This is a genomic window from Steroidobacter flavus (assembly GCF_042651805.1).
Taxonomy (GTDB): Bacteria; Pseudomonadota; Gammaproteobacteria; order Steroidobacterales; family Steroidobacteraceae; genus Steroidobacter; species Steroidobacter flavus.
Genome location: NZ_JBHSDU010000003.1, coordinates 3058760 through 3079167, shown reverse-complemented (window position 1 = coordinate 3079167; position 20408 = coordinate 3058760). Strand labels below are relative to the sequence as shown.

The following is a 20408-nucleotide window of genomic DNA, read 5'->3' as shown; positions in this document are numbered from 1 at the left end:
TCGCCTTACTTCGCGCCCTGCAAATAGTCGACCGCCACCGACGCCAACGCGCGCGTAGCAAACGCGATGCTGGGTTCGTCGATATAGAACAGCGGCGAGTGATTGCTCGGAGCCGCGTTGGCATCCTGGCCGGGCGGGGTCACGCCGACGTAGAAGAACAGGCTGGGAATCAAATCCGCGTAGTACGCGAAATCTTCCGAGCCGGTGATCAAAGGCAGCGTCACGACCTTGTCGTCACCGGCGACCCGCTTGAGTGATGGCAGGGCCTTCTGGGTGAGCTGAGGATTGTTCATGACGACCGGGTTGTTGCCCGGGCTGAAAGTGACCTTTGCCTGCGCGCCGCTGGATGCGGCAATGCTCGTGGCCGTCTTATCGATGCGCTTCATGATGTCGGCGCGCATGCCTTTATCGAACGTGCGCAGAGTGCCGCGCATATCGACGCTGTCCGGAATGATGTTGTGACGAACGCCGCCGTCGAACTTGCCGATGGTCACGACCGCGGGCAATTGAGAGATATCGATCTGGCGGCTGACGATAGTCTGCAGTCCGATGACGATCTGCGACGCCGCGACGATTGGATCGACGCCCGACCAGGGACGCGAGCCGTGCGATTGCCGACCCTGCACTTCGATCCGGAACGCATCCGACGCCGCCATGAACGGGCCGGACCGATAACCGAGCACGCCGGTGTTGAGCGTCGACGTGACATGCAGGCCGAACACCGCCTCGGGCTTCACTTCGTTGAACACGCCTTCCTTGATCATCAGCGAAGCGCCGCCCTCTTCGCCTTCAGGCGCGCCTTCTTCAGCCGGCTGGAAAATAAACAGCACGGTGCCGGGCAGCTCTTGCTTCATCCCCACCAGCATCTCGGCCACGCCCATCAGATTCGCGACATGCGAGTCATGACCGCACGCATGCATGACGCCAACTTTCTTGCCCAGATACTCGGTCGTCACCGTCGACTTGAACGGCACATCGACCTGCTCGGACACAGGCAACGCATCCATGTCGGCGCGCAACGCAATCACCGGACCCGGCTTGCCACCTTTCAACACCGCCGTGACACCCGTGCGACCGATGCCCGTGCGCACCGTCAAGCCCAGCTTCTTCAAATGATCCGCGACCAGCTTCGACGTACGCGTTTCGCGATTGCTCAGCTCGGGGTGCTGATGAATATCCCGCCGCCAGGTGATGACCTTGGCCTCCACCTTCCCCGCCGCCGCATCGATCTGCGCTCCAGAAATCTGCGCGCCCGCGGTGGCCGCGCCAAACATCGCCGTCATGGCCAGGCTGGTCGGAATCATCCACTTCATGAGTTGTTTCCTATTTGTCTGATGAGACCAAGGGATCGAATTGCGGCGTAGTCACCGAATGCAGCTCGGTGCCATTCGCTTCAATAAACATCACAGGCATCGCGCGCTCGAGCGCCAGCTTGCGCCCGGCTTCGGTGCCGAGCACGTTGAACACCTTGGCCCAGGCATCGACATACATCGTCGTCGGGCCGACAACGACAACCGAAGCGAGCGTGTGCTCGACAGGCCGGCCGGTGCGTGGATCGATGGTGTGCGAATAGCGATGCCCATCGCGATCGTAATAGTGACGATACTCGCCCGACGTCGTCACCGACGCATTATCCAAGGATACGATGGCGTAGGGCTCGGGCTCCGCATCGATGGGGCGCTCCACCGCGATCCGCCAGGGCTGACCCCGGGCATTCCGGCCCTGCGCACGCACTTCGCCGCCGAGATCGATCATGAAATGGCTCAGATGCAGGCGCTGAAAGCGCTCGGCGATCAGATCGACGGTGTAACCCGGCGCGATGCCGTTGAGATCGACCCGCAAGCCCGGCTCGGACTTGCGAAGCGCGGGCGGACTCAAGCGCGCCTGCAGTTTTCGATAGCCAACCTGCGCCCGCAGCTCGGCCAGCTTCGCCTCATCGGGCAAATCGATGGGCTCGCCCTTCGGCCCGAAGCCCCACGCGGCAACCAGCGGCCCGACCGTGATATCGAACATCCCGTCCGACGCTTGGCTGACCTTGAGCGCGTAGTCGACTACGGTGGCGAGATCGCTGGAGACCTCGAACCAGTCGGTCGAGGTCGACGCGTTGAAGCGGGAGATCTCCGAGTCCTCGCGATAGCCCGACATACTGCGATCGATGCTATCGAGCACCTGATCGGTCGCGACTCGCAAGGCATGGGCATCGATGCCATCAGGCGCAGACGCCACTTTGATCGAGTAGGTCGTCCCTTGGGCCGGCCCGGAGATGGCCAGTTCCTGCGGCTTGCGCTCGCATCCGGCCAACGCCAGCGCCAACAAAACAATGAACGCCCGATTCGCTCCTATCACACGCCGCCCCGACGATGCACAGGCGGCGAATGGTAGCAGCCATCAAACAGAGTCAGGAGAAGCCGCGACTGGCTGCTACGTGCGTCCGAGCGGGAGGAGAACGGATCGCGCGCTAATGCGGTGGCATAGAACCAGCCGCGGCTTCAAACCGATGAAAGCGCCAGGCTCGGATCGATTCTCAGCGCGGGCAGGCTTCGCGCCCATTGACCATAAGGTCAGAAGCCGGAGGTTCGGCCTCGACGGCCGCGCCATGCGCATCGGCGCGCGTGTTCACATCGGCGCAATCGGAAATGGCACCCGCGCCCGCGGGCTGAACGGCGGGCGGCGATACCGGGACGACCGCTTCGATCGGCACGGGAGCAGGCGCCGGCCGCTCTTCCATTGCGGAACGGTTGAGCATCGCCGCGAGCAGAAAACTGCCGCAGATCATCAACCCGCCGATGACGACGCCCCGTTCCAAGATATCCTCGCCCCTCACACGTCCGTGGCGCAGAGTATGGGCGGGTGCATTGGCTGTGATGTGTCCTTTCGGGCAGCTGGACCGCTTGGCCGGGGGGACGTCGGGAAGCCACAATCACCTTGGGCGGGGGGCGTGGCCTGCGAACGACAGCGGCGGGAACTTTCTTCCGTCCGACCGTGACCAAAAGCGGGACTCCTGCATCAGAATCAGGGATGCTTGCGAATAATGGACTCGATGGTGCGCTTCATGGCTTTTATGCAACGTTCAGCTTGGTGGCGATTCAGCCTCGGCCGCGGCGGCCTTGCCCGTCTGAGCGCCTTGGGCGTGTTCGCCCTGCTCGCCGGCTGCCAGGGCGCGGTCACCACTGACCTGGCCACCGAGCTGCCGTCCGATCCGAACATCACCCAGGTGGTCGCTTACATTCGCGGGTTGGAGTTCTCCACCAGCAGCGGCAATACCAAGATCCTGGAGTTCAGCACCAGCGAGCAGTTGGACCTGATCGATCTCGCCGACGACAACGGCCTGCTCCGTCTATTCACCAGCGAGGACTTGCCGGAAGGTAACTACACCGGCGTGCGATTGCTGTTCGATGAGGACCGGGCCGACGATAACTTCGTCACCACCAACGCCGGCACGCAGTTCCCGTTGAACGTGACCGAGGGCGACTACGCGTCCTTGAGCTTCAGCATCGACAACAACAGGAACAGCACCGACTCGTTCACCCTCCTGCTCGATCTGCGCAAGTCGCTCAGCTTCGACGAGGACAACCGGGAGTACAACCTCACAGCGATGATGCGCGCCGTGGAAACGAGCGAGATGAGCCGCATCGAAGGCAATGTGAGCGTCACCTGCCCGACCGGTACTTCGCTGGAGCGCGGCGCGGTTTATTTGTTCCAAGGCCGGGATGTCACGCCCGACGACATCGATGGCTCCGGCGTCGAGCCGTTCGCCACTGCGCCGGTATTCACCGCCACCAGCGGCGGTGGCTTTTTCTACGCGCTGCGTTATCTGCCGGCCGGCGATTACACCCTGGCAGTGACGTGCGACGGCAACGACGAAGACCCCACAGCCGATGATGACCTGCGGTTCCGCAATGCCATCAACGTGAGTCTCGACGACCACGAAACCATCGCGCGCGACCTACCCTGAGCGCTGCTCATCCTTGACGCCGCCGGCGCAGGCGGTGAACTCGGCGCCCAATAGGAATATCTGCGCCGAGTAATACAACCAGAGCAGCATCGCAGCGAACGATGCTGCCGCACCGAATGCCGAGGGCTGTGTCGACTTCGCCAGATACAGCCCGATCATCCATCGCCCCAGATGAAACAATAGCGCCGTAACTACCGCGCCGATCAGCACGGGGCGCCAGGGCAGCCGCCTGGACGGCAAATAGCGATAGATGATGGCGATGAGGCCCGCCACCAGCGTCAGCGAGATCGCGAAATCGAGCACCGCCGCCAGGACGACGAGTTCCGAGAAACGTGACGCGATGATGGAACGCAGCGCTGCCAGCGCGGATGTGACAGACAGCGACACCAGCAATAGAAACCCGACCGCCAGAATCACGCCGAACGACAGGACCCGGACTTTCACCCAGCCCCAGATGCCTTTCGGCGCGAGCGCCTGGGCATGCCAGATGGTATCGAGCGCTTCCTCGAGCGCGGCGAAAACCGTCGTCGCGCCCACGATCAAACTAACGACACTGATCGCCGCCGCGGCGATCCCTTCGGACTCCTGCGACTGTTTCATCGCCTCCAGCAGCACCCCGGCCGTGGCGTGTCCGAACAGTTGCGTCAACGTATCGCTGAGTTGCCCATACGCGGTCTCCGCCCCTACGATCCACCCAGCGACGGTGAGCAGGATGATCAGTAACGGAGCCAGCGAGAAGGCGCAGTAAAACGCAAGCGCCGCGCCAGCCGCCGATGACCGGTCCGTGACCCAGCTGGTCACCGCGCACTTGGCCAGATTCCAGATTTTTGCCGGCACGTTCAATCGCTGTCTCGCCCCGCCCGATGGCTCGAACGCACGGCCTGAGCTCAAGGTTCATGTAGGAGGACGGCAATGAGCAGCTTCTTGCGTGAATGGCGCGGCGTGATTCGCCGGGAGCATCGCGACGAGTACGTGAGCTATATCAAAGGCACAGGGCTGGACGACTATCGCTCGACGCCCGGCAATCGGGGTGCCGCCATTGCGGTACGCGACCTGGATGACAAGCGCACCGAGGTGATCACGTTGAGCTGGTGGGATTCGCTCGATTCCATCCGCGCGTTCGCGGGCGACGACATCGAGCTCGCCCGCTACTACCCGCTGGACGATAAATATTTATTAGAGCGGCCCCGGACAGTGCAGCACTACGAATGTCATGGTGATGCAGCGCCGGGGCGCGGCTGAAGTTACATGGTCAGCTTGCGGTTATCGCCCAGGTGAGTGCGCTTGCCGGTGACTGCGGCCTTGGCGACGCCTAACAGATAAGCGGCCTTGCCGGGCGACGTCCAGTATTCGGCGCGCTCGACGTGCACCCGTAACAGTGCGAGGTTCGGCGAGTCCGGGCCATCGGGAAACCAAGGCTTCGCGAAGGGCGTCCATAAATCGTGGATGCGGTGGCGATCGTTGACGATGTCCGCCGTGCCCGACACCGCAACATAGGCGTCCTTGCCGGTGTCGGCGAACGCCACGCTGGTGCGCACGTCGTGCAAGACTTCGTCGACCTTCGCCGAATCGGTCGCAGTGTAGAACCAGAGCTGACCGTCGTTCTCGTAAGCCAACGAAGCCAGTGGCCGCGTGTGCAACGTTCCATCCGACTCCACAGTGGTCACCATGGCAACGCGGATATCCTTGATCAGCTCACCCAATTTCTCGAACTCGGCTTGCATGAATAGTCTCCTGTGCGCGCAACATCCAAGCAATCGCGCACCATCAGCCAAGGTTCCGATGCACCCGCTCGCCGCGCGTAGCCGTCATCGAGTTGCGGACAGTCGCGTACTTGATTCGGCGGCGTCACGACCTGTTCCAACTGCGCGACCCGTGCGCGGACACTATCCAGGCGCCCGACTGAATCATTCAACAGGCGCGCGATAACGAGCGCCACGTCCGCGTGCATGGGCGAGTCATCGTCGTCCGCATACAGCAGGACATCGTTCAAACATCGAACCATGGCATGAATTTGCATGAGCTCGACACGCTCGTGCTCGATCTGCTCGGACAACGTGGCTGTGTCAGACATGAGATCCTCCGCGGTGAGTTGGGCTCGAGGCGGAGAATACGCAGGCGCTTTGCGTCTGTATATAAAAACAGCCCCGATCGCCCGTTTTTATTTTGGCCAGACACCGCGCGTTGGGCGCGCGTTACGTGCCGTGAGGAGCGGCCGCGGAAGTTAGCACTGCAAGCGGGAATGTAGATAAGACATCCGCGACACGTACCGCTGCGTCGTCATCGCTCGTGCGTACCACTTTAGAAGTGAGCACATCGCGCAGCTCGCCAGCGGCTGCCGTGCCGAGCACAACTCTAGTGTCGCTCCAGATCTCGCCCAAAGGCAGACGCATCTCGCCCGTCAGGAGTCGTGCCGACCAGCGCGGCACGATCACCACACAGCTGCGTCCCTCATGCGTGCGCACGAAAGCGAATACGTGTTCTTTCTTCTCGCCCTCCACCTGCAACGGCTGATAGCTACCCAAGGCGAACAGCGCCGCGTCGGAGGCACGCAGCTGCAAGAGCTTCCACGTTACATACAGCTTGGCACGCGCGCCGTCGGCCTCGTCGAGCAGTGCACTTCCATCTGAAACATTCGAGACCGACTCCAATCGCTCGGCTGCCGCGGCGAAATCCACCGGCGTGCGATTGTCAGGGTCGACGAGCGTGAACGTCGGCAACTCGGTGCCCTGGTAGAAATCAGGCACACCCGGCGATGTGATTTTCAACGCCGTCGTCACCAGCGAATTGATGCGGCCAAAGAACGCCGCAGGCGCGACGAACGAAGTGAAGTCGCGCAGAAAGGCGTTGCGCTCCGGATTGCTCAACAGCTGCACGATGAAATCGCTCACCGCCGCTTCGTAATCGGCATTCGGATTGATCCACGACGTCGAGCGCTTGGCCTCGCGCCCCGCCTTCATCATGTACGCCTGCAAGCGCTCGATCAGCGGCTCGGTCTGCCACTCAGGCGACCACAGCCCAGCCAGCGTCTGATACAGCAGATACTCGTCTTCACGATCCGGCGCCGGCGCGTCATCCACCTGGCGTCGCTTGTTACGATTGAGCTGAGACCAGCGCGACAGATGCTGTTTCCACAAATCGGGCAGCTCGCTCAGCACAGCGATGCGAGCGCGCACGTCTTCGCTGCGCTTGGTATCGTGAGTCGACGTCGCCAGCATCGAATGTGGCCACAGCCTGGCGCGCTCCAGATTGGCCTGATGCAAAGCCGTCGACGACACGCCGAACCGACTCGGATCGCCGCCCACCTCGTTCAAGCAGATCAGACGATTGAAACGATAGAACGCCGTGTCCTCGACGCCCTTGGCGGTCACCGGCGCGGTGACCTGCTGGAACTTCATGGCGAACTCCAGCATGGCCTGACGATGCGACGGCATGCGCCCGTTCGCAGCGGTGCCCAATAACACATCGCGGAGAAAGTCGAAGACGCTCACCTCAGCACCCGCACTGCGCCGGCGCGCGAGCCCCGTCGCCCAATGAACGATTCGCTGATCCTCATCGCCGACGCCGCGTGGAGATATATAAGTGCGATACACGGGGAAGCAGGCGATCACTTCTCGAATCGCCTCACGCAAGGCGGCCCGGGTGAAATCCGCGGTGTGCCGATCCAAATGCGCGATGCGATCCAGCTGAGTCGCGAGTACTTCGACCTCGGCGGCCAGCGACGAGCGCATGACCAGCCGCTTGCTCTCGTACGCGAGCGTTTCGAACGACGCCTCATTCTCGGTGAACGCCCGATAGCGCCGGGTCATGCGTGACTCTTCGTCGCCGTTGACCAGCCAGGTCGTCTGCAACGCCGCGTAGTCATAGCCGGTCGTGCCATGAACCAGCCACGACTCGGGCAATCGCTCGTGCGCAGCCAGGATCTTTTCAGTCACGACATACAACGGCCGCTGGCCCGGTCCGCCGCCGAAGCGCTGCTGCAGCCACAGGAAATATTCTTCGGGATCGTACAAGCCATCGGAGTGATCGATGCGCAGGCCGTCGATGCTGCCGGCATCGATCAGTTCAAAAATCAGCTGATGGGTCACATCGAACACGCTGCGCTCGTTCATACGCAACGCCGCCAGATCGTTCACATCGAAGAACCGACGGTAGTTGATCTCGTCGACAGCAACGCGCCAGTACGACAGCCGATACGCCTGCGCCTCCAGCAGAGCATCGAGCGCATCGAAGGTCTCTGTCTGCCCCGGCGTGCCGTTGATCGTGGTCACACTTTCGTTGATGTGACTCAGAACCTCAGGACTGCGCTCGATCAAGCGCGCGAGGCGTCGCTTGTGAGCTTCCTTGTCGCGATAACGCACAGCCACCGCGTCCGCCGAGGTATCGTCACGCGGCGGCAGATTGCCAAAGCTGGTGAGCAGACTCTCGAAGTCCCCACGATGCGCGTCATCCTGCGACAGCAACGCTTCCGGAATCGGCTGCGAGAAGATTCTTGGATACTCGCGCGGGTCGATCGGCAACCGATGATCGTGATAGCGTACCGAGAAGCTGCCCGCCGTGGCATCGAACTCGAGCTGCAGTTCGCCGCGCTCCAGGACGACGCCATAGGAATCGCCCAGCACCGGCACGAGGATACGGTCCCGCATCGAGCCGCGATTCGGCCGCCAGTCGATGTCGAAGTGATAGGCAAAGCGCGCGGCCGGCCCGTTCTCCAGCACATCCAGCCACCAGATATTGTCGTTGCCCATCACGCCCAGATGATTGGGCACGATATCGACGATCAAGCCGAGGCCATGCTCATGGAGCTGCTGCACGAACCGATCGAAGTCCTCACGCGTGCCCAGCTCCGGATTGAGCTGCGAGTGATCGACCACGTCGTAGCCATGCATGCTGCCTGGCCGCGCCTTGAGAATCGGCGATGCGTAGACGTGACTGATGCCGAGCCGCGCGAGATAGGGAACGATGCGGGCCGCGTCATTGAAGGTGAATTGGTGATTGAACTGGAGCCGATACGTGGCGCGGGGAATCTTGAATCTCACGCCCTGCTCGGTTGGCACCAGTGCGCTCATGACGCTCCCAACGACACCCTGACTTCCCAAGCGGCCAGCTCCTCACCGCGCGCGGACGAACCGGCAGTGGAATACCAAAGGTTCGCGACGCGGGGCACAGGCTTCGGCGTGTCGCCAAAGTTCGCTTGCATCACCAACGCCCGGCCGCGACTCATAGGCCACATGACTGTGAGCACGTGCTCGTCGACCGTGTAGCGCGCGGCCCCGGGAACAATCTCTGGAATCAGCGGCACCAGCTTCGCGGCGCGTACGCTCAGCAGTTCCTGCGTGTAGGCGAGCCATTCGCGATGGGGCGTGCGAGCGATGTCTTCGGCATCGAGCTGAGTCGACAGGTAAGTGTTCTCGGCGTTGGGATCTGGAATCTGCTCGCGCCGGTGCTCGTCCGCGAACACGCCGAACGCCGCGAACTCGTTGCGCCGACCGTCGCGAACCGCCTTCGCCAGATCGCCCTGATAGTCGCAGAAATACAAGAACGGCTGCAGCGCGCCGTATTCTTCGCCCATAAACAGCATTGGGATCTGCGGAGCGAGCAACAGAATCGCCAGACCCGCACGTAACTTTTCGCGTGGCGCGAGCTGCGCCAGTCGCTCGCCGAAGGCCCGATTTCCGATCTGATCGTGATTCTGGATGAAACTCACAAACGCGGTCGGCGGCAGGGCGGCACTACGCTCGCCACGAGCCTGTCCGTCCGTCTCATAAACCTCGCCCTGATAAGCGAAGCCTTCGGCGAGCACGCGACCGAGCTGTTCGATGGTCTGCCCGGCATAGTTGCGATAGTAGCCATCGCGCTCGCCGGTCATCAGGACGTGCAGCGGATGATGAAAGTCGTCATTCCATTGCGCCACCATCGTGCGACCTTTCCGCCCGAGGCGCCGCGCCTCGTTGTGATGGTTCTCCAGCACGACGTGCACATAACGCTCGCTGCCGGGGCCGACTTGCACGCTGTCCACCAGCTCATCGATGAAATGAGTGTCGCCTTGATCGAACATGGCATGCACGGCATCGACCCGCAGACCGTCGAAGCGATATTCGCTCAACCAGTACAACGCGTTCTGAATGAAGAACTGGCGCACGACGGGATGTGAGAAGTTGATGGCACTGCCCCACGGCGTGTGATGCGCCGATGTGAAAAAGTCCTCGGCATACCGGTGCAGATAATTCCCTTCCGGTCCGAAGTGGTTGTAGACCACGTCGATCAGCACCATCAGGCCCCGCTCGTGCGCAGCCTCCACGAAACGTTTCAGATCCTCCGGGCGACCGTAACCCGGCTGCGGCGCATATAACAACACGCCGTCGTACCCCCAGCCGCGCTGTCCGGGGAAAGTATTCAGCGGCAGGAGCTCGATGGCAGTGATGCCGGCCTTGGCCAGATCGTCCAGACGCGCGATCGCGGCAGCGTACGTGCCCTCGCGCGTGAAAGTGCCAACATGCAATTCATACAAGACGGCCTCGTGCCATGGCCGTCCCTGCCAGCGCAGGTCGCGCCATCGATAGGCATGAGGATCGAGAATTTCGCCAGGACCGGTGACACCCTCAGGCTGGAATCGTGAGGCCGGATCGGGCACATCGAGCTCGTCGTCGATGCGGAAGCGATAACGACCGCCGGCGCCGATGCCGGGGGTCAATGTTTCGAACCAGCCGTCGCCCGCCGTCGAGCATTGCTGTCGCAACGACGCGCCATCCCTGGCATTCATCAGCAGATCGACACGCCGCGCACCGGGCGCCCAGAACCGGAATCGCGTCCCTTCGGCGGTGAGCTGCGGGCCGAACAGCCACGGAATGTCTTTGCTCACAGCAGCTCCCTCGCTCGTTGACCTGCCCTCCTTGCGGATATGCAGGACTGAAATCAGAGCATGGCGCCGGACAAGGAGCGCTCGAAGTGCGCGTGCCGGGCGGCGAGATTGATATAACCAGACATATCCGCCGTGCCGGCCGCCCACTCGCCGCTCAATCTGCGCACCGTCTCGCCGACTCGATGCGGCGTGCCCAGATCGCTCCAGCCACACGCCGGCACGGGCAGCACGCACAGCGAAGATTCCCGGCCTTCCAGCAGATCGCGGGAGAAGTCCAGGTCCGGCATGCGCGTATACATATCGACGATGGCCGGCCAGCCGCCCGCCGTGCGATGCTCGAGCGCGTTGCCGACGATGACTTGCATCTCCATGACGGTCGGCGCGAAGCGCGGCAGGAACAGGTTCAACAGCGCGCGGGCCGAAGCCGCAATAATAAAGGTGTTCCACAAGCCGCCGGCGCGCACGATCTGGGCTGCCACAGTCAGCTCGGGTTTTTCTACGAACCGCGCCACATTCCGGCCACCGAATCCATTGGACTCGCCCGGCACGATGTAGCCCAGCTCGCTATCCGGCTCGTCGGGTTGCAGTCCGAGCAGCACCGGACGATCAGGACAGCGCGAGACATGTTCCATCGCTGCCGCCAGCGACCGTTGCAGGACGGATTCCTGGGCCACGTAGTGATCCGAAGGTAACAACAGCACCTGGGCGTCCGCGTCCTGGCTTAAAATATGGACCAGCGAGTAGAGGATGCCGATGGCCGTGCCGCGATTGCTCGGCTGAACGATCAGATTCGGTTGCGGGAGCCCGGTGAGCGCCGGAACGTTCGACCACCAGCGATGGTGCTGTTGAGCCACGATGGCGCAGATCCGCTCCGGTGCGACCAACGATCGGGCACGCGTCACGGCGTCTTCCACCAGCGACTGGCCACCGCTCAAGGAGCAATACTGCTTGGGCACCGGCGTGCCGCAAGGCTGGGTCGTCAATGCGCGTAACCGGCTACCGTCGCCCGCCGCCAGAACTAATGCCCAATGGTTGGGATGGCCACGATCAGGGGCTCGCGACGCGTCGGTCATGCTGGTCTCCGATAAGAATGCGGTACGAACGGTGCAGGCTGGCTGGTAGAGTGTCGATGTTGTGGTAAAGCCACCAACGAACATCGCTGCGTCTAATCCGCGGCGAAGCGACGCGGTTCCGCGACAGTGATGAAATCTGGAACTGCGGTGTCGGGGAGCGCGTAGACATAAAAGTGTGAACGCTGCTCGCGCCGCGGCCTTTGAACCAGGAACGATCGATTCGGATGAATTCAGGCGAGTCAGCAAATTCTCGGGGCGCCGGCGCCCCGCCCGTCCCGCGCACACGACCTCCCCTGCTGCCGTCGCAGAAAGTCATGCGCCGCTATTGGCTGTTGATGCTCGCCATCACTTTCTCGTGCGTCGCTGGCGCCGCTTCGGTGAAGCCTGCAGTCGATGCCGCAGGCACCGCGCGCTACAAGTTCACACCCACGACTGTCCTGGATCTGGCGAAACGAACCGCCGCATCGGCGTTCGTGCCGCGTCGCCTGGAAGGCAATGCGGCGCTTCAGCAGCTCAGCTACGACCAATATCGCGACATCCGTTTCCGGCCGGAAATGGCCCTGTGGCGCAACGAGCAGGTGCCGTTCCGGGTGGAGCTGTTGCCCGCCGGCTTTTTGTTTCAAACGCCGGTAAAGGTGTCGTCGGTCGAAAGCGGCATGGCCAGCGATCTGGTCGGCACGCCGAACCTGTTCTGGCTCGGCCCGCACGTCCAGAAGCAGCTCGCCAATCAGACCTTGCCGCTGTCGGGCTTTCGCGTGCGCACGCTGCTCAATTCCCGCTCGGTGTGGGATGAATTCATGGTGTTCCAAGGCGCCTCCTATTTTCGCGCCGTGCCTCGCGGCGGGCAGTACGGTCTGTCGGCCCGCGGCCTGGCGATCCGTACGGCGCATCCGGCTGGCGAGGAGTTTCCCGCCTTCACCCAGTTCTGGATTGAACGTCCCGGCGCTAATTCGTCCGGCATCGTCGTGCACGCATTACTCGACAGTCCGTCCACCACCGGCGCGTATCGTTTCTCGATCCAGCCTGGCACCGAAACCGTGATGGATGTGGACGTGACGCTGGTACCGCGCGTTGACCTCGACAACATCGGTCTCGCGCCGCTCACATCGATGTTTCTGTTCGATGAATCCGAACGCACCCGTATCGACGATTTCCGCGACGAGGTACACGACTCGGACGGTCTGCAAGTGGTAACGGCTTCGGGCGAGCGTCTCTGGCGGCCGCTACGCAATCCGACTGAGTTGCAAGTGTCGGCCTTCACCGCCGAAGCGCCGCGCGCATTCGGTCTGATACAACGGTCTCGTCGTGTCAGCGACTATCGCGATTTCGAAGCCAAGTACGAGCTGCGGCCGAGTGCCTGGATCGAGCCGACCTCCGACTGGGGCAAAGGCTCGGTGGACCTGGTGGAGATTCCCACCGAGAACGAGACCAACGACAACGTCGTGGCGTTCTTCCGGCCGCACTACGTATTGCCAGCCGGCAAACCATGGCATGCCTCTTATCGTGTGCGTTGGAATGCCACGCCGCGCATCACCCCGTCACTGGGGCGCGCCACCGCCACACGCAGCGGTCCGACGATCGACGGCAAGCGTCGTATCTTCGTAATCGACTTCGCCGGTGCCGGGCGTAACATCGAGGACCTCAAGCTCGACGTGGGCGCCTCCGCCGGCAAACTGTCGCACCCGACGTTGCAACAGAATCCGTTGACCAAGGGCGTCCGCGCCAGCTTCGAGCTGGATCCGGCCGGCGCCAATCTGGTCGAGTTGCGATTGCGCCTGTTGCGCGCCAATCGTCCCATTACCGAAACCTGGCTTTATCGATGGACGGCCAGCTGAAATCTCCGACGAACCCCACTGAAGGCCGCGACGTAGTTCGCGGCGGCATGCCGTTCGAGCGGCCGATCGATATGCCCGTGCAGGACTTGCGACGTTCGCCGCAAGTCGTACGAGCGCTCGGGCCGGCACCGATCCGGGCAATATTTGCACGGGCCATCGTGATTCTTGCCACGCTCGGCCTCACCGGTTACGCCTTGTTCGAAATGCTCGGCATCGTCGAGTTCTCGAAGATGACGATCCTGCAAGGCGTGATGATTTTCTTCTTCACCGTCACGTTCGCCTGGATCGCATTCTCCGCGGCCTCGGCTATCGCCGGGCTGCTGGTGCCCATCCATATTCCCAAGACGCAGGCGAATCTGGCCGGCTCGCGGACCGCGCTGCTGATGCCCATCTATAACGAGGACCCGACGCATACGACCTCGGCGCTGCAGGCGATGGCCGAAGCGCTGGCGCAAGCCGGGGCCGCGCAACACTTCGAGATCGTCATCATCTCGGACTCGACGCAGGTCGATCCCTGGATCAATGAATCGATCGCGGTCGATCGACTGCGGCGCGAGCTGCGCAATGTCATGCCGGTCTGGTATCGGCGCCGCTGGCACAACACCGGTCGCAAGGCCGGCAATGTCGAAGAGTTCGTCAAGCGCTGGGGCGGTCGGTACGACTATATGATCGTGCTCGACGCCGACAGCCTGATGTCGGCGGAAACATTGGTCGAGCTGGTTCGTCGCATGCAGGGCGATGCGCATCTGGGCATCCTGCAGACCGTGCCGATGTTGCACGGTCATTACAGTTTGTTTTCTCGCATCCAGCAGTTCGCCGGTCGTGTGTACGGCGGCATCATCGCGCGCGGAGTCGCGACCTGGTCGGGCAACGAAGGCAACTACTGGGGCCACAACGCCATCATTCGCGTGCAGGCGTTCGCCGAAGCCTGCGGCATGCCGCAGCTGCCGGGCCGCAAGCCGTTCGGCGGTCACGTGATGTCGCACGACTTCGTCGAAGCGGCGTTGATGCGCCGGGCCGGCTGGAAAGTTCGCATGGCGCCGGACCTCGACGGCTCGTGGGAAGAAAGCCCGCCGTCGTTGATCGACGTGGCGGTGCGCGACCGGCGCTGGGCCCAGGGCAATCTGCAGCACTCCAAGATCATCGGCTCCGACGGGCTGTCGACCATCAGCCGCGGTCATTTCTTCATCGGCATCATGAGCTATCTGTCCTCGCCGCTGTGGCTGATGCTGCTGGTGGTGGGCTTTGCGCTGACCCTGCAAGCGACGCTGATCCGTCCGGAATATTTCAGCCGCAGCTTCCAGCTGTTTCCGGATTGGCCGAAGTTCGATGCGCCCCGCATGATGCAGCTGTTCATCTTCACGATGGTGGTGCTGTTCATTCCCAAAGTACTGGGCATGTTGCGGTCGTTGTTCAACAGCAAGATCCGCAAGGGCTGCGGCGGCTTCCTCGGCGTCATCGTCAGCACGGTATTCGAGACGCTGCTGTCCGCGTTGTACGCACCCATCATGATGCTGGTGCAAACCCAGCACGTCATCGAAATCTTGACCGGGCGGGACTCGGGCTGGAATGCGCAACGTCGACGCAGCGACTCCACGGCGTGGAGCGAGTCGGCGCGCATTCATTGGGTGCACGTCGTCATCGGCGTGCTCACCGGCATCGTCGCGTATCTGATCTCGCCTGAACTGCTGGCCTGGCTCACGCCCACGCTCGCCGGTCTGTTGCTGGCGATTCCGCTATCGAAGATGAGCGGCAGCGTGCTCGCCGGTCGCGTGATGCATTCGCTAGGGTTGCTGCGTACGCCGGAAGAGAAAAACGCGCCGCCTGTCATCAAACGTCGCGACGAACTGCTCGCTCAAGCCAAGGAGCCGGCACGCGACGGCCTGCGCTTGCTGGCCAGCGATCGTCAGGCACGTTACGCGCACATCACTGGAAACTTGCCGCGCCCGGCCGAATCGCGCGGTCATCCCGATCCGCATCGGCTCACCGCCGAACAAAAAGTGCACGACGCGAGCACGCTCAACGAAGCGCTCGCGTGGCTCGGCCCCGCTGAGAAAGTGCACGTCGCCGGCGATCCTCGCATGCTCGAAAGACTCGCCGAGCTGCCCCCCCAATAATCGCTGGCTAACATTTGATACATCGCTCGCCGCTTCGCGAGCGATGTTTGTCCGCGCTCTGCTTTCACGGTTCCTGCTCAGGAACTTCACCGATTGCCAGTCATTGCTTCAGCGAGCCAGCCCACAGGAGCAAGCACATGGCACGAGCTAATCATCAAACCCGTTCGACAGACGCGCCGCGGGATGCGATCGCGTTGCTGAAGCAGGATCATCGCGCGGTGGAAGCGCTGTTCGAAGAGTTCGAAGAAGCGGACGAAAGCGAGCAGTCGGAGCTCGCCACCCGCATCTGTCAGATGCTGACGGTGCACACGCAGATCGAGGAAGAGCTGCTGTATCCGCAAGCCAAGGAAGCGTTCGGCGAGGAAGACGACGAGAAGGTGTACGAGGCCGAGATCGAGCACGGCTCCGCCAAGGAGCTGATCGCCAAGATCGAAGCCGGCACCCCGGAGGACCCGGAATTCAAGCCGCTGGTGAAGGTGCTGAGCGAATACGTCAAGCACCACGTCAAGGAAGAGGAAAAGGAGATGTTCCCGGCGCTCAAGGAGACCGAGCTCGATCTGAAGGAATTGGGCAGCCAGCTCGCGCAACGGAAGATGCAGTTGATGGAGCAGATGGGCATCGAAGCCGAAGAAGCACCGACGCAACGCAAACGCTCCAGTGGCTCGCGCTCCACGCGCGCGTCAGCGGCGAAACGTCGACAAGCTCGCGCCGGCAGCCGCACCAAATCGGCACGCAGCCACACCAGTCGCGCTCGTCACTGACCTTGGACGATCGCAAACACGGCGGTGACTTTCGAGTCGCCGCCGTTTTCTTTAGTGAGGTCGGAAGAATTCGCGCAACGAATGCGCGCCCATGTAGTTTCTGGAACTTTGGCGCCCGCGAACGATTTGAATCGAGCACTGAACATAACCGCCGATCGGAGATCATCATGGCGAGCCGCTCCTCAGGTACGACCCCGCGTTCCAAGAAAGCACCGACGCGCGCTTTGCCGCCGGTGACGACTGTGACCAATGAGGAGCAACAGCTTGCCGATGCCGAAGCTGTCGACAATCCCGCCGCCGAGGGTGTGGTTGGCGAAGGCCATGATGTGCAGATCACCGGCAGCAAGTTGCAGCAGCGTGACATTCCATCGTTCTCCGAAAGTCGTGAAGCGAGAATTGCTGAAGCCGCTTACTGGCGCGCCGAACGTCGCGGCTTCACGCCGGGCAACGAGCTCGACGACTGGTTGAGCGCGGAAAAAGAAGTCGACGAGCAGAACGACCGCAAAGGTTGATCGCACCCGTTCCCTTATACTTCCGCATCGACAGGAAGTTATGGGGAGCGGTATGACGACGACAGCTGCGCGTGTGCGACCTTTGCAAGCAGATGACCGGGCCCGCTGGGACGAGCTCTGGGCCGGTTATCTCAAGTTCTATCAGCAGACCCTGCCGCCCTCGACCACCGACCTCACCTGGCGCAGGCTCATGGAAGGGCGCGAGCTGTGGGGTTTCGCCGGACTGGATGACAGCGGACGCATGGTCGGCTTCGTCCATTATCACTTCCATCTCTCGACCTGGTCGCCGGTCGGCTATTGTTACCTCGAAGACCTGTTCGTCGATCCTCAAGGCCGCGGCCGGCACGTCGGACGCTCGCTGATCGAAGCGGTTTACAAAGCGGCGGACGAACGAGGCAGCACGCGCGTCTACTGGCATACAGAAAACACCAACGCGCGAGCGCAGATTCTGTACAACCAGATCGGCACCCTCACGCCGTTTTTACAATTTCGCCGCCCGGCCTGAAAGGAACCGGCAGAAAATCCGCACTAGCAAATGATTGGAACTTTTTTCCCCTTCCACGCATTGGATCGCGCACAAAATCAAGCTCGATGAGCGGCGGATGGTGTCAGCGGTTTCCACGTCCGATCTCAACCTCGACCTATGCGCGCAAGAACCTATCCGGATTCCGGGCAGCATTCAGCCGCACGGGACCCTTGTAGTTGTAGATCCCAGCAGCCGGCGGATCGTGCAAGCCAGCGCCAATGCACGGGCGTTGCTTGGCACCGGCCGCGGCTCGACCGTGCTCGGCCTGTCGCTGACCGAGCTGGTCGGTGAGACCGCCGAGCGCCAGATCAACGCCTGGCTGGCCAACCCGGACAGCAGTTATTTAAGGACCCTGGATATCAACGGTCAGCGCCTGCAGGTGCTCGGCCATCAGACGGCGCAGGGAATCATTCTGGAATTCGAGCAGCCGCCGGCCAGCGAAGGCGAAACGCTCGAAGCGTATTACCCGCGGGTCGGCCGCTTCATGGAAGACCTGCCCGCTTATGAAAACATCGCCGAGCTGTGCTCGGCCGCCGCACGCGAGTTCCGGCAGATCAGCGGCTTCAATCGAATTCTGATCTATCGATTCGACGAGCAATGGAATGGCGAAGTGCTGGCCGAGGACGGCGATGGCGTGCTGCCCTCGTACGCCGGCTTGCGCTTTCCCGCGTCCGACATTCCCACTCAGGCGCGCGAGCTGTATCGACTGAACCGGCTGCGCGTCATTCCCGATGCGAACTACACGCCCGTGCCCATCGAGCCACCGCTCGATCAAGGAGGCACGGCGCTGGATTTGAGTTTCGCCGCCCTGCGCAGCGTCTCGCCGGTGCATCTCCAGTACATGCGAAACATGGGCACGCTCGCGTCCATGTCCATCTCGGTGCTGGTCGATGGACGCCTGTGGGGTCTGGTTTCATGTCACAACGCCTCGCCTCGCCGGGTGAACGCGCAAGCCCGAACCGCGTGCGACTTGTTGGGCAAAGTGCTTTCTCAACATATCGGCGCGCGTGAGCGTGGCGCGTATGCCGCCAAACGCATCGACCTCAAGCGCGTGGAAAGCGAGCTGCTGACCAAGATCGCGGCGAGCGATTCTTTCCAAAGCGGCCTGGGCACCCATGCCAATACCTGGTTGAAAATCGCGGGCGCGGCCGGCGCGGCCGTTCTGCATGACGATCTGCTGTTTACCGCCGGCGTGACGCCTGCTCCTGACCGGCTACGCGCGCTCACGGAGAAACTTCAGCGTGAGGACGCCGACTCATTCGTCACCGACCGATTGGGACAGCAGTGGCCGGAGTTCGCCGACATCGTCGATGTGGCGAGCGGCGTACTGGCCATCTCGATCTCACAATTGCATCCGAGTTACATCCTCTGGTTCCGCCCGGAAGTCGAGCGGACCGTGCTGTGGGCCGGCGACCCGCGCGAGGCGAAGCAAGTCGACAACGAACGTCTGCATCCGCGGAACTCGTTCGCCAGTTGGAAAGAGCTGGTCAAGGGCCGAGCCGTGCCGTGGTCGCAGGCTGAAGTGGATGGCGCGATGGATTTCCGAACCGCCATCATCAACTTCGTGCTTCGACGTGCCGAGGAGCGCGCCGAGCTCACCAGCCAGTTGCAACGCTCGAACCGGGAATTGGAGTCGTTCTCCTACTCCGTCAGTCACGACTTGCGTGCACCGTTCCGACACATCGTCGGTTACACGCAGCTGCTGCGGGATCGTGAACAATCGCTGAGCCCCCAATCGCTGCATTACCTCGACAGCATCAACGAGGCCGCCGCTTCGGCCGGTCAGCTGGTCGACGACCTGCTCAGCTTCTCGCAGTTGGGACGCACAGCGTTGTCGGTGATGCCGGTCGATATGCAGAAAGTCATGCAGGAAATCCTCCGCTCGATGGAACCCGATGTGCGCGGCCGGCAGATCGAGTGGCGCATTCAACCGTTACCTCCCACGACCGGCGACGCGGCCCTGCTGCGTCAGGCGCTATACAACCTGGTGGACAACGCACTCAAGTACAGCCGCGACCGCTCGCCCGCGATCATCGAGATCCGCGGTGAACAACTTGCGTCGGAGTGCGTTTACACAGTGCGCGACAATGGAGTCGGCTTCGACATGGCGTACGCGCACAAACTATTTGGCGTGTTCCAACGGCTGCACCGTATGGAAGATTTTGCCGGCACCGGCATCGGGCTGGCATTGACCCACCGGATCATCGAGCGCCACGGCGGCTGGATCGAAGCCCGAGGCGCCGTCGATGAAGGCGCGGAATTCCGTTTTGGCATCCCTCGTAAAGGAGCAAGCGTCGATGGCTGATCTGCGACCCATCCTATTGGTCGAAGACAACCTGAAAGATATCGAGTTGACCCTGGCCGCCCTGGCCAAGTGCCAGTTGGCCAACGACATCGTCGTGGCCCGCGACGGCGCGGAAGCACTCGACTATTTGTATTGCCGTGGGCAACACAAGGCTCGTCCGCCCGGCGATCCGGCAGTGGTGCTGCTGGATTTGAAGCTGCCCAAGGTGGACGGCCTGGAAGTGCTCGCCAAGATCAAATCCGATGGCGCCACGCGCTCGGTGCCGGTTGTCATGCTCACCTCCTCGCGCGAGGAAAGCGATCTGGTCCGCAGCTACGAGCTGGGCGTGAACGCGTTCGTCGTCAAGCCGGTCGACTTCAACGCGTTCTTCGAAGCCATCCAGGACCTGGGCATGTTCTGGGGCGTGCTGAACGAGACTCCGCCGCGCATGGCCGCTGTGTCCGGCATCGATAGGAAGTAGTC

The 20408-nt window shown here is 62.2% G+C and carries 18 protein-coding genes; 9 read left to right on the top strand and 9 right to left on the bottom strand.

The genetic code is table 11. The annotated features are described in order from the left end of the window. Positions 1-5 precede the first annotated feature (5 nt). From ACFPN2_RS19055 to ACFPN2_RS19045, 3 genes are all read right to left on the bottom strand, one after another. Positions 6-1313, bottom strand: a complete 1308-nt coding sequence (locus ACFPN2_RS19055; RefSeq protein ID WP_380599331.1) for an amidohydrolase — start codon at positions 1311-1313, stop codon at positions 6-8. Between the two features lie 10 nt (positions 1314-1323). Then, the gene (locus tag ACFPN2_RS19050; protein WP_380599329.1) at positions 1324-2346 is read right to left on the bottom strand and encodes an FAD:protein FMN transferase; all 1023 of its coding nucleotides are present in this window, start codon (positions 2344-2346) and stop codon (positions 1324-1326) included. A gap of 178 nt (positions 2347-2524) precedes the next feature. Continuing rightward, positions 2525-2806, bottom strand: coding sequence for a hypothetical protein (locus ACFPN2_RS19045; RefSeq protein ID WP_380599327.1), 282 nt, complete (start codon positions 2804-2806; stop codon positions 2525-2527). A gap of 255 nt (positions 2807-3061) precedes the next feature. Between ACFPN2_RS19045 and ACFPN2_RS19040 the strand changes: the two genes are divergently transcribed. Continuing rightward, positions 3062-3955 carry a DUF4382 domain-containing protein gene (locus tag ACFPN2_RS19040; RefSeq protein ID WP_380599325.1) on the top strand — a complete coding sequence of 298 codons (894 nt, stop codon included), beginning with the start codon at positions 3062-3064 and terminating at the stop codon, positions 3953-3955. On the opposite strand, the gene ACFPN2_RS19035 is transcribed toward ACFPN2_RS19040, so the two are convergent. Next, positions 3947-4792: a YihY/virulence factor BrkB family protein gene (locus tag ACFPN2_RS19035; RefSeq protein ID WP_380599323.1), complete on the bottom strand. Its 846-nt coding sequence runs from the start codon at positions 4790-4792 to the stop codon at positions 3947-3949. The genes ACFPN2_RS19040 and ACFPN2_RS19035 overlap by 9 nt on opposite strands. Positions 4793-4867: 75 nt before the next feature. On the opposite strand from ACFPN2_RS19035, the gene ACFPN2_RS19030 reads away from it, so the two are divergent. Next, positions 4868-5197: a hypothetical protein gene (locus ACFPN2_RS19030; RefSeq protein ID WP_380599321.1), complete on the top strand. Its 330-nt coding sequence runs from the start codon at positions 4868-4870 to the stop codon at positions 5195-5197. A 2-nt stretch (positions 5198-5199) separates the two neighbouring features. On the opposite strand, the gene ACFPN2_RS19025 is transcribed toward ACFPN2_RS19030, so the two are convergent. The 5 genes from ACFPN2_RS19025 to ACFPN2_RS19005 all read right to left on the bottom strand — a co-directional run bounded on the left by ACFPN2_RS19025 (position 5200) and on the right by ACFPN2_RS19005 (position 11890). Further along, entirely contained in the window at positions 5200-5679 is a 480-nt protein-coding gene (locus tag ACFPN2_RS19025) for a pyridoxamine 5'-phosphate oxidase family protein (protein WP_380599319.1), read from the bottom strand. Continuing rightward, entirely contained in the window at positions 5646-6029 is a 384-nt protein-coding gene (locus ACFPN2_RS19020; RefSeq protein WP_380599317.1) for a hypothetical protein, read from the bottom strand. The genes ACFPN2_RS19025 and ACFPN2_RS19020 overlap by 34 nt, the downstream gene beginning before the upstream one ends. 121 nt (positions 6030-6150) lie before the next feature. Further along, entirely contained in the window at positions 6151-9024 is a 2874-nt protein-coding gene (gene treY / locus ACFPN2_RS19015) for a malto-oligosyltrehalose synthase (RefSeq protein WP_380599315.1), read from the bottom strand. Then, positions 9021-10817 carry a malto-oligosyltrehalose trehalohydrolase gene (gene treZ, locus ACFPN2_RS19010; protein WP_380599313.1) on the bottom strand — a complete coding sequence of 599 codons (1797 nt, stop codon included), beginning with the start codon at positions 10815-10817 and terminating at the stop codon, positions 9021-9023. The genes treY and treZ overlap by 4 nt, the downstream gene beginning before the upstream one ends. A 53-nt stretch (positions 10818-10870) precedes the next feature. After that, complete coding sequence (locus ACFPN2_RS19005) at positions 10871-11890, bottom strand: sugar phosphate nucleotidyltransferase (protein WP_380599312.1); 1020 nt, start codon at positions 11888-11890, stop codon at positions 10871-10873. A 314-nt stretch (positions 11891-12204) separates the two neighbouring features. Here ACFPN2_RS19005 and ACFPN2_RS19000 point away from each other — a divergent pair, with 314 nt between their 5' ends. The 7 genes from ACFPN2_RS19000 (at position 12205) to ACFPN2_RS18970 (ending at position 20406) form a co-directional block, all read left to right on the top strand. Continuing rightward, entirely contained in the window at positions 12205-13725 is a 1521-nt protein-coding gene (locus ACFPN2_RS19000; protein ID WP_380599310.1) for an OpgD/OpgG family glucan biosynthesis protein, read from the top strand. Continuing rightward, complete coding sequence (gene mdoH / locus ACFPN2_RS18995; protein ID WP_380599308.1) at positions 13710-15842, top strand: glucans biosynthesis glucosyltransferase MdoH; 2133 nt, start codon at positions 13710-13712, stop codon at positions 15840-15842. The genes ACFPN2_RS19000 and mdoH overlap by 16 nt, the downstream gene beginning before the upstream one ends. Positions 15843-15979: 137 nt before the next feature. Further along, positions 15980-16603: a hemerythrin domain-containing protein gene (locus ACFPN2_RS18990; RefSeq protein ID WP_380599306.1), complete on the top strand. Its 624-nt coding sequence runs from the start codon at positions 15980-15982 to the stop codon at positions 16601-16603. A 167-nt stretch (positions 16604-16770) separates the two neighbouring features. After that, positions 16771-17115, top strand: a complete 345-nt coding sequence (locus ACFPN2_RS18985; RefSeq protein WP_380599304.1) for a DUF2934 domain-containing protein — start codon at positions 16771-16773, stop codon at positions 17113-17115. Between the two features lie 52 nt (positions 17116-17167). Next, positions 17168-17620: a GNAT family N-acetyltransferase gene (locus tag ACFPN2_RS18980; RefSeq protein WP_380599303.1), complete on the top strand. Its 453-nt coding sequence runs from the start codon at positions 17168-17170 to the stop codon at positions 17618-17620. A 97-nt stretch (positions 17621-17717) separates the two neighbouring features. Then, positions 17718-19946, top strand: a complete 2229-nt coding sequence (locus ACFPN2_RS18975) for an ATP-binding protein (protein WP_380599301.1) — start codon at positions 17718-17720, stop codon at positions 19944-19946. Beyond that, positions 19939-20406, top strand: coding sequence for a response regulator (locus ACFPN2_RS18970; RefSeq protein WP_380599299.1), 468 nt, complete (start codon positions 19939-19941; stop codon positions 20404-20406). The genes ACFPN2_RS18975 and ACFPN2_RS18970 overlap by 8 nt, the downstream gene beginning before the upstream one ends. Positions 20407-20408: the final 2 nt, after the last annotated feature.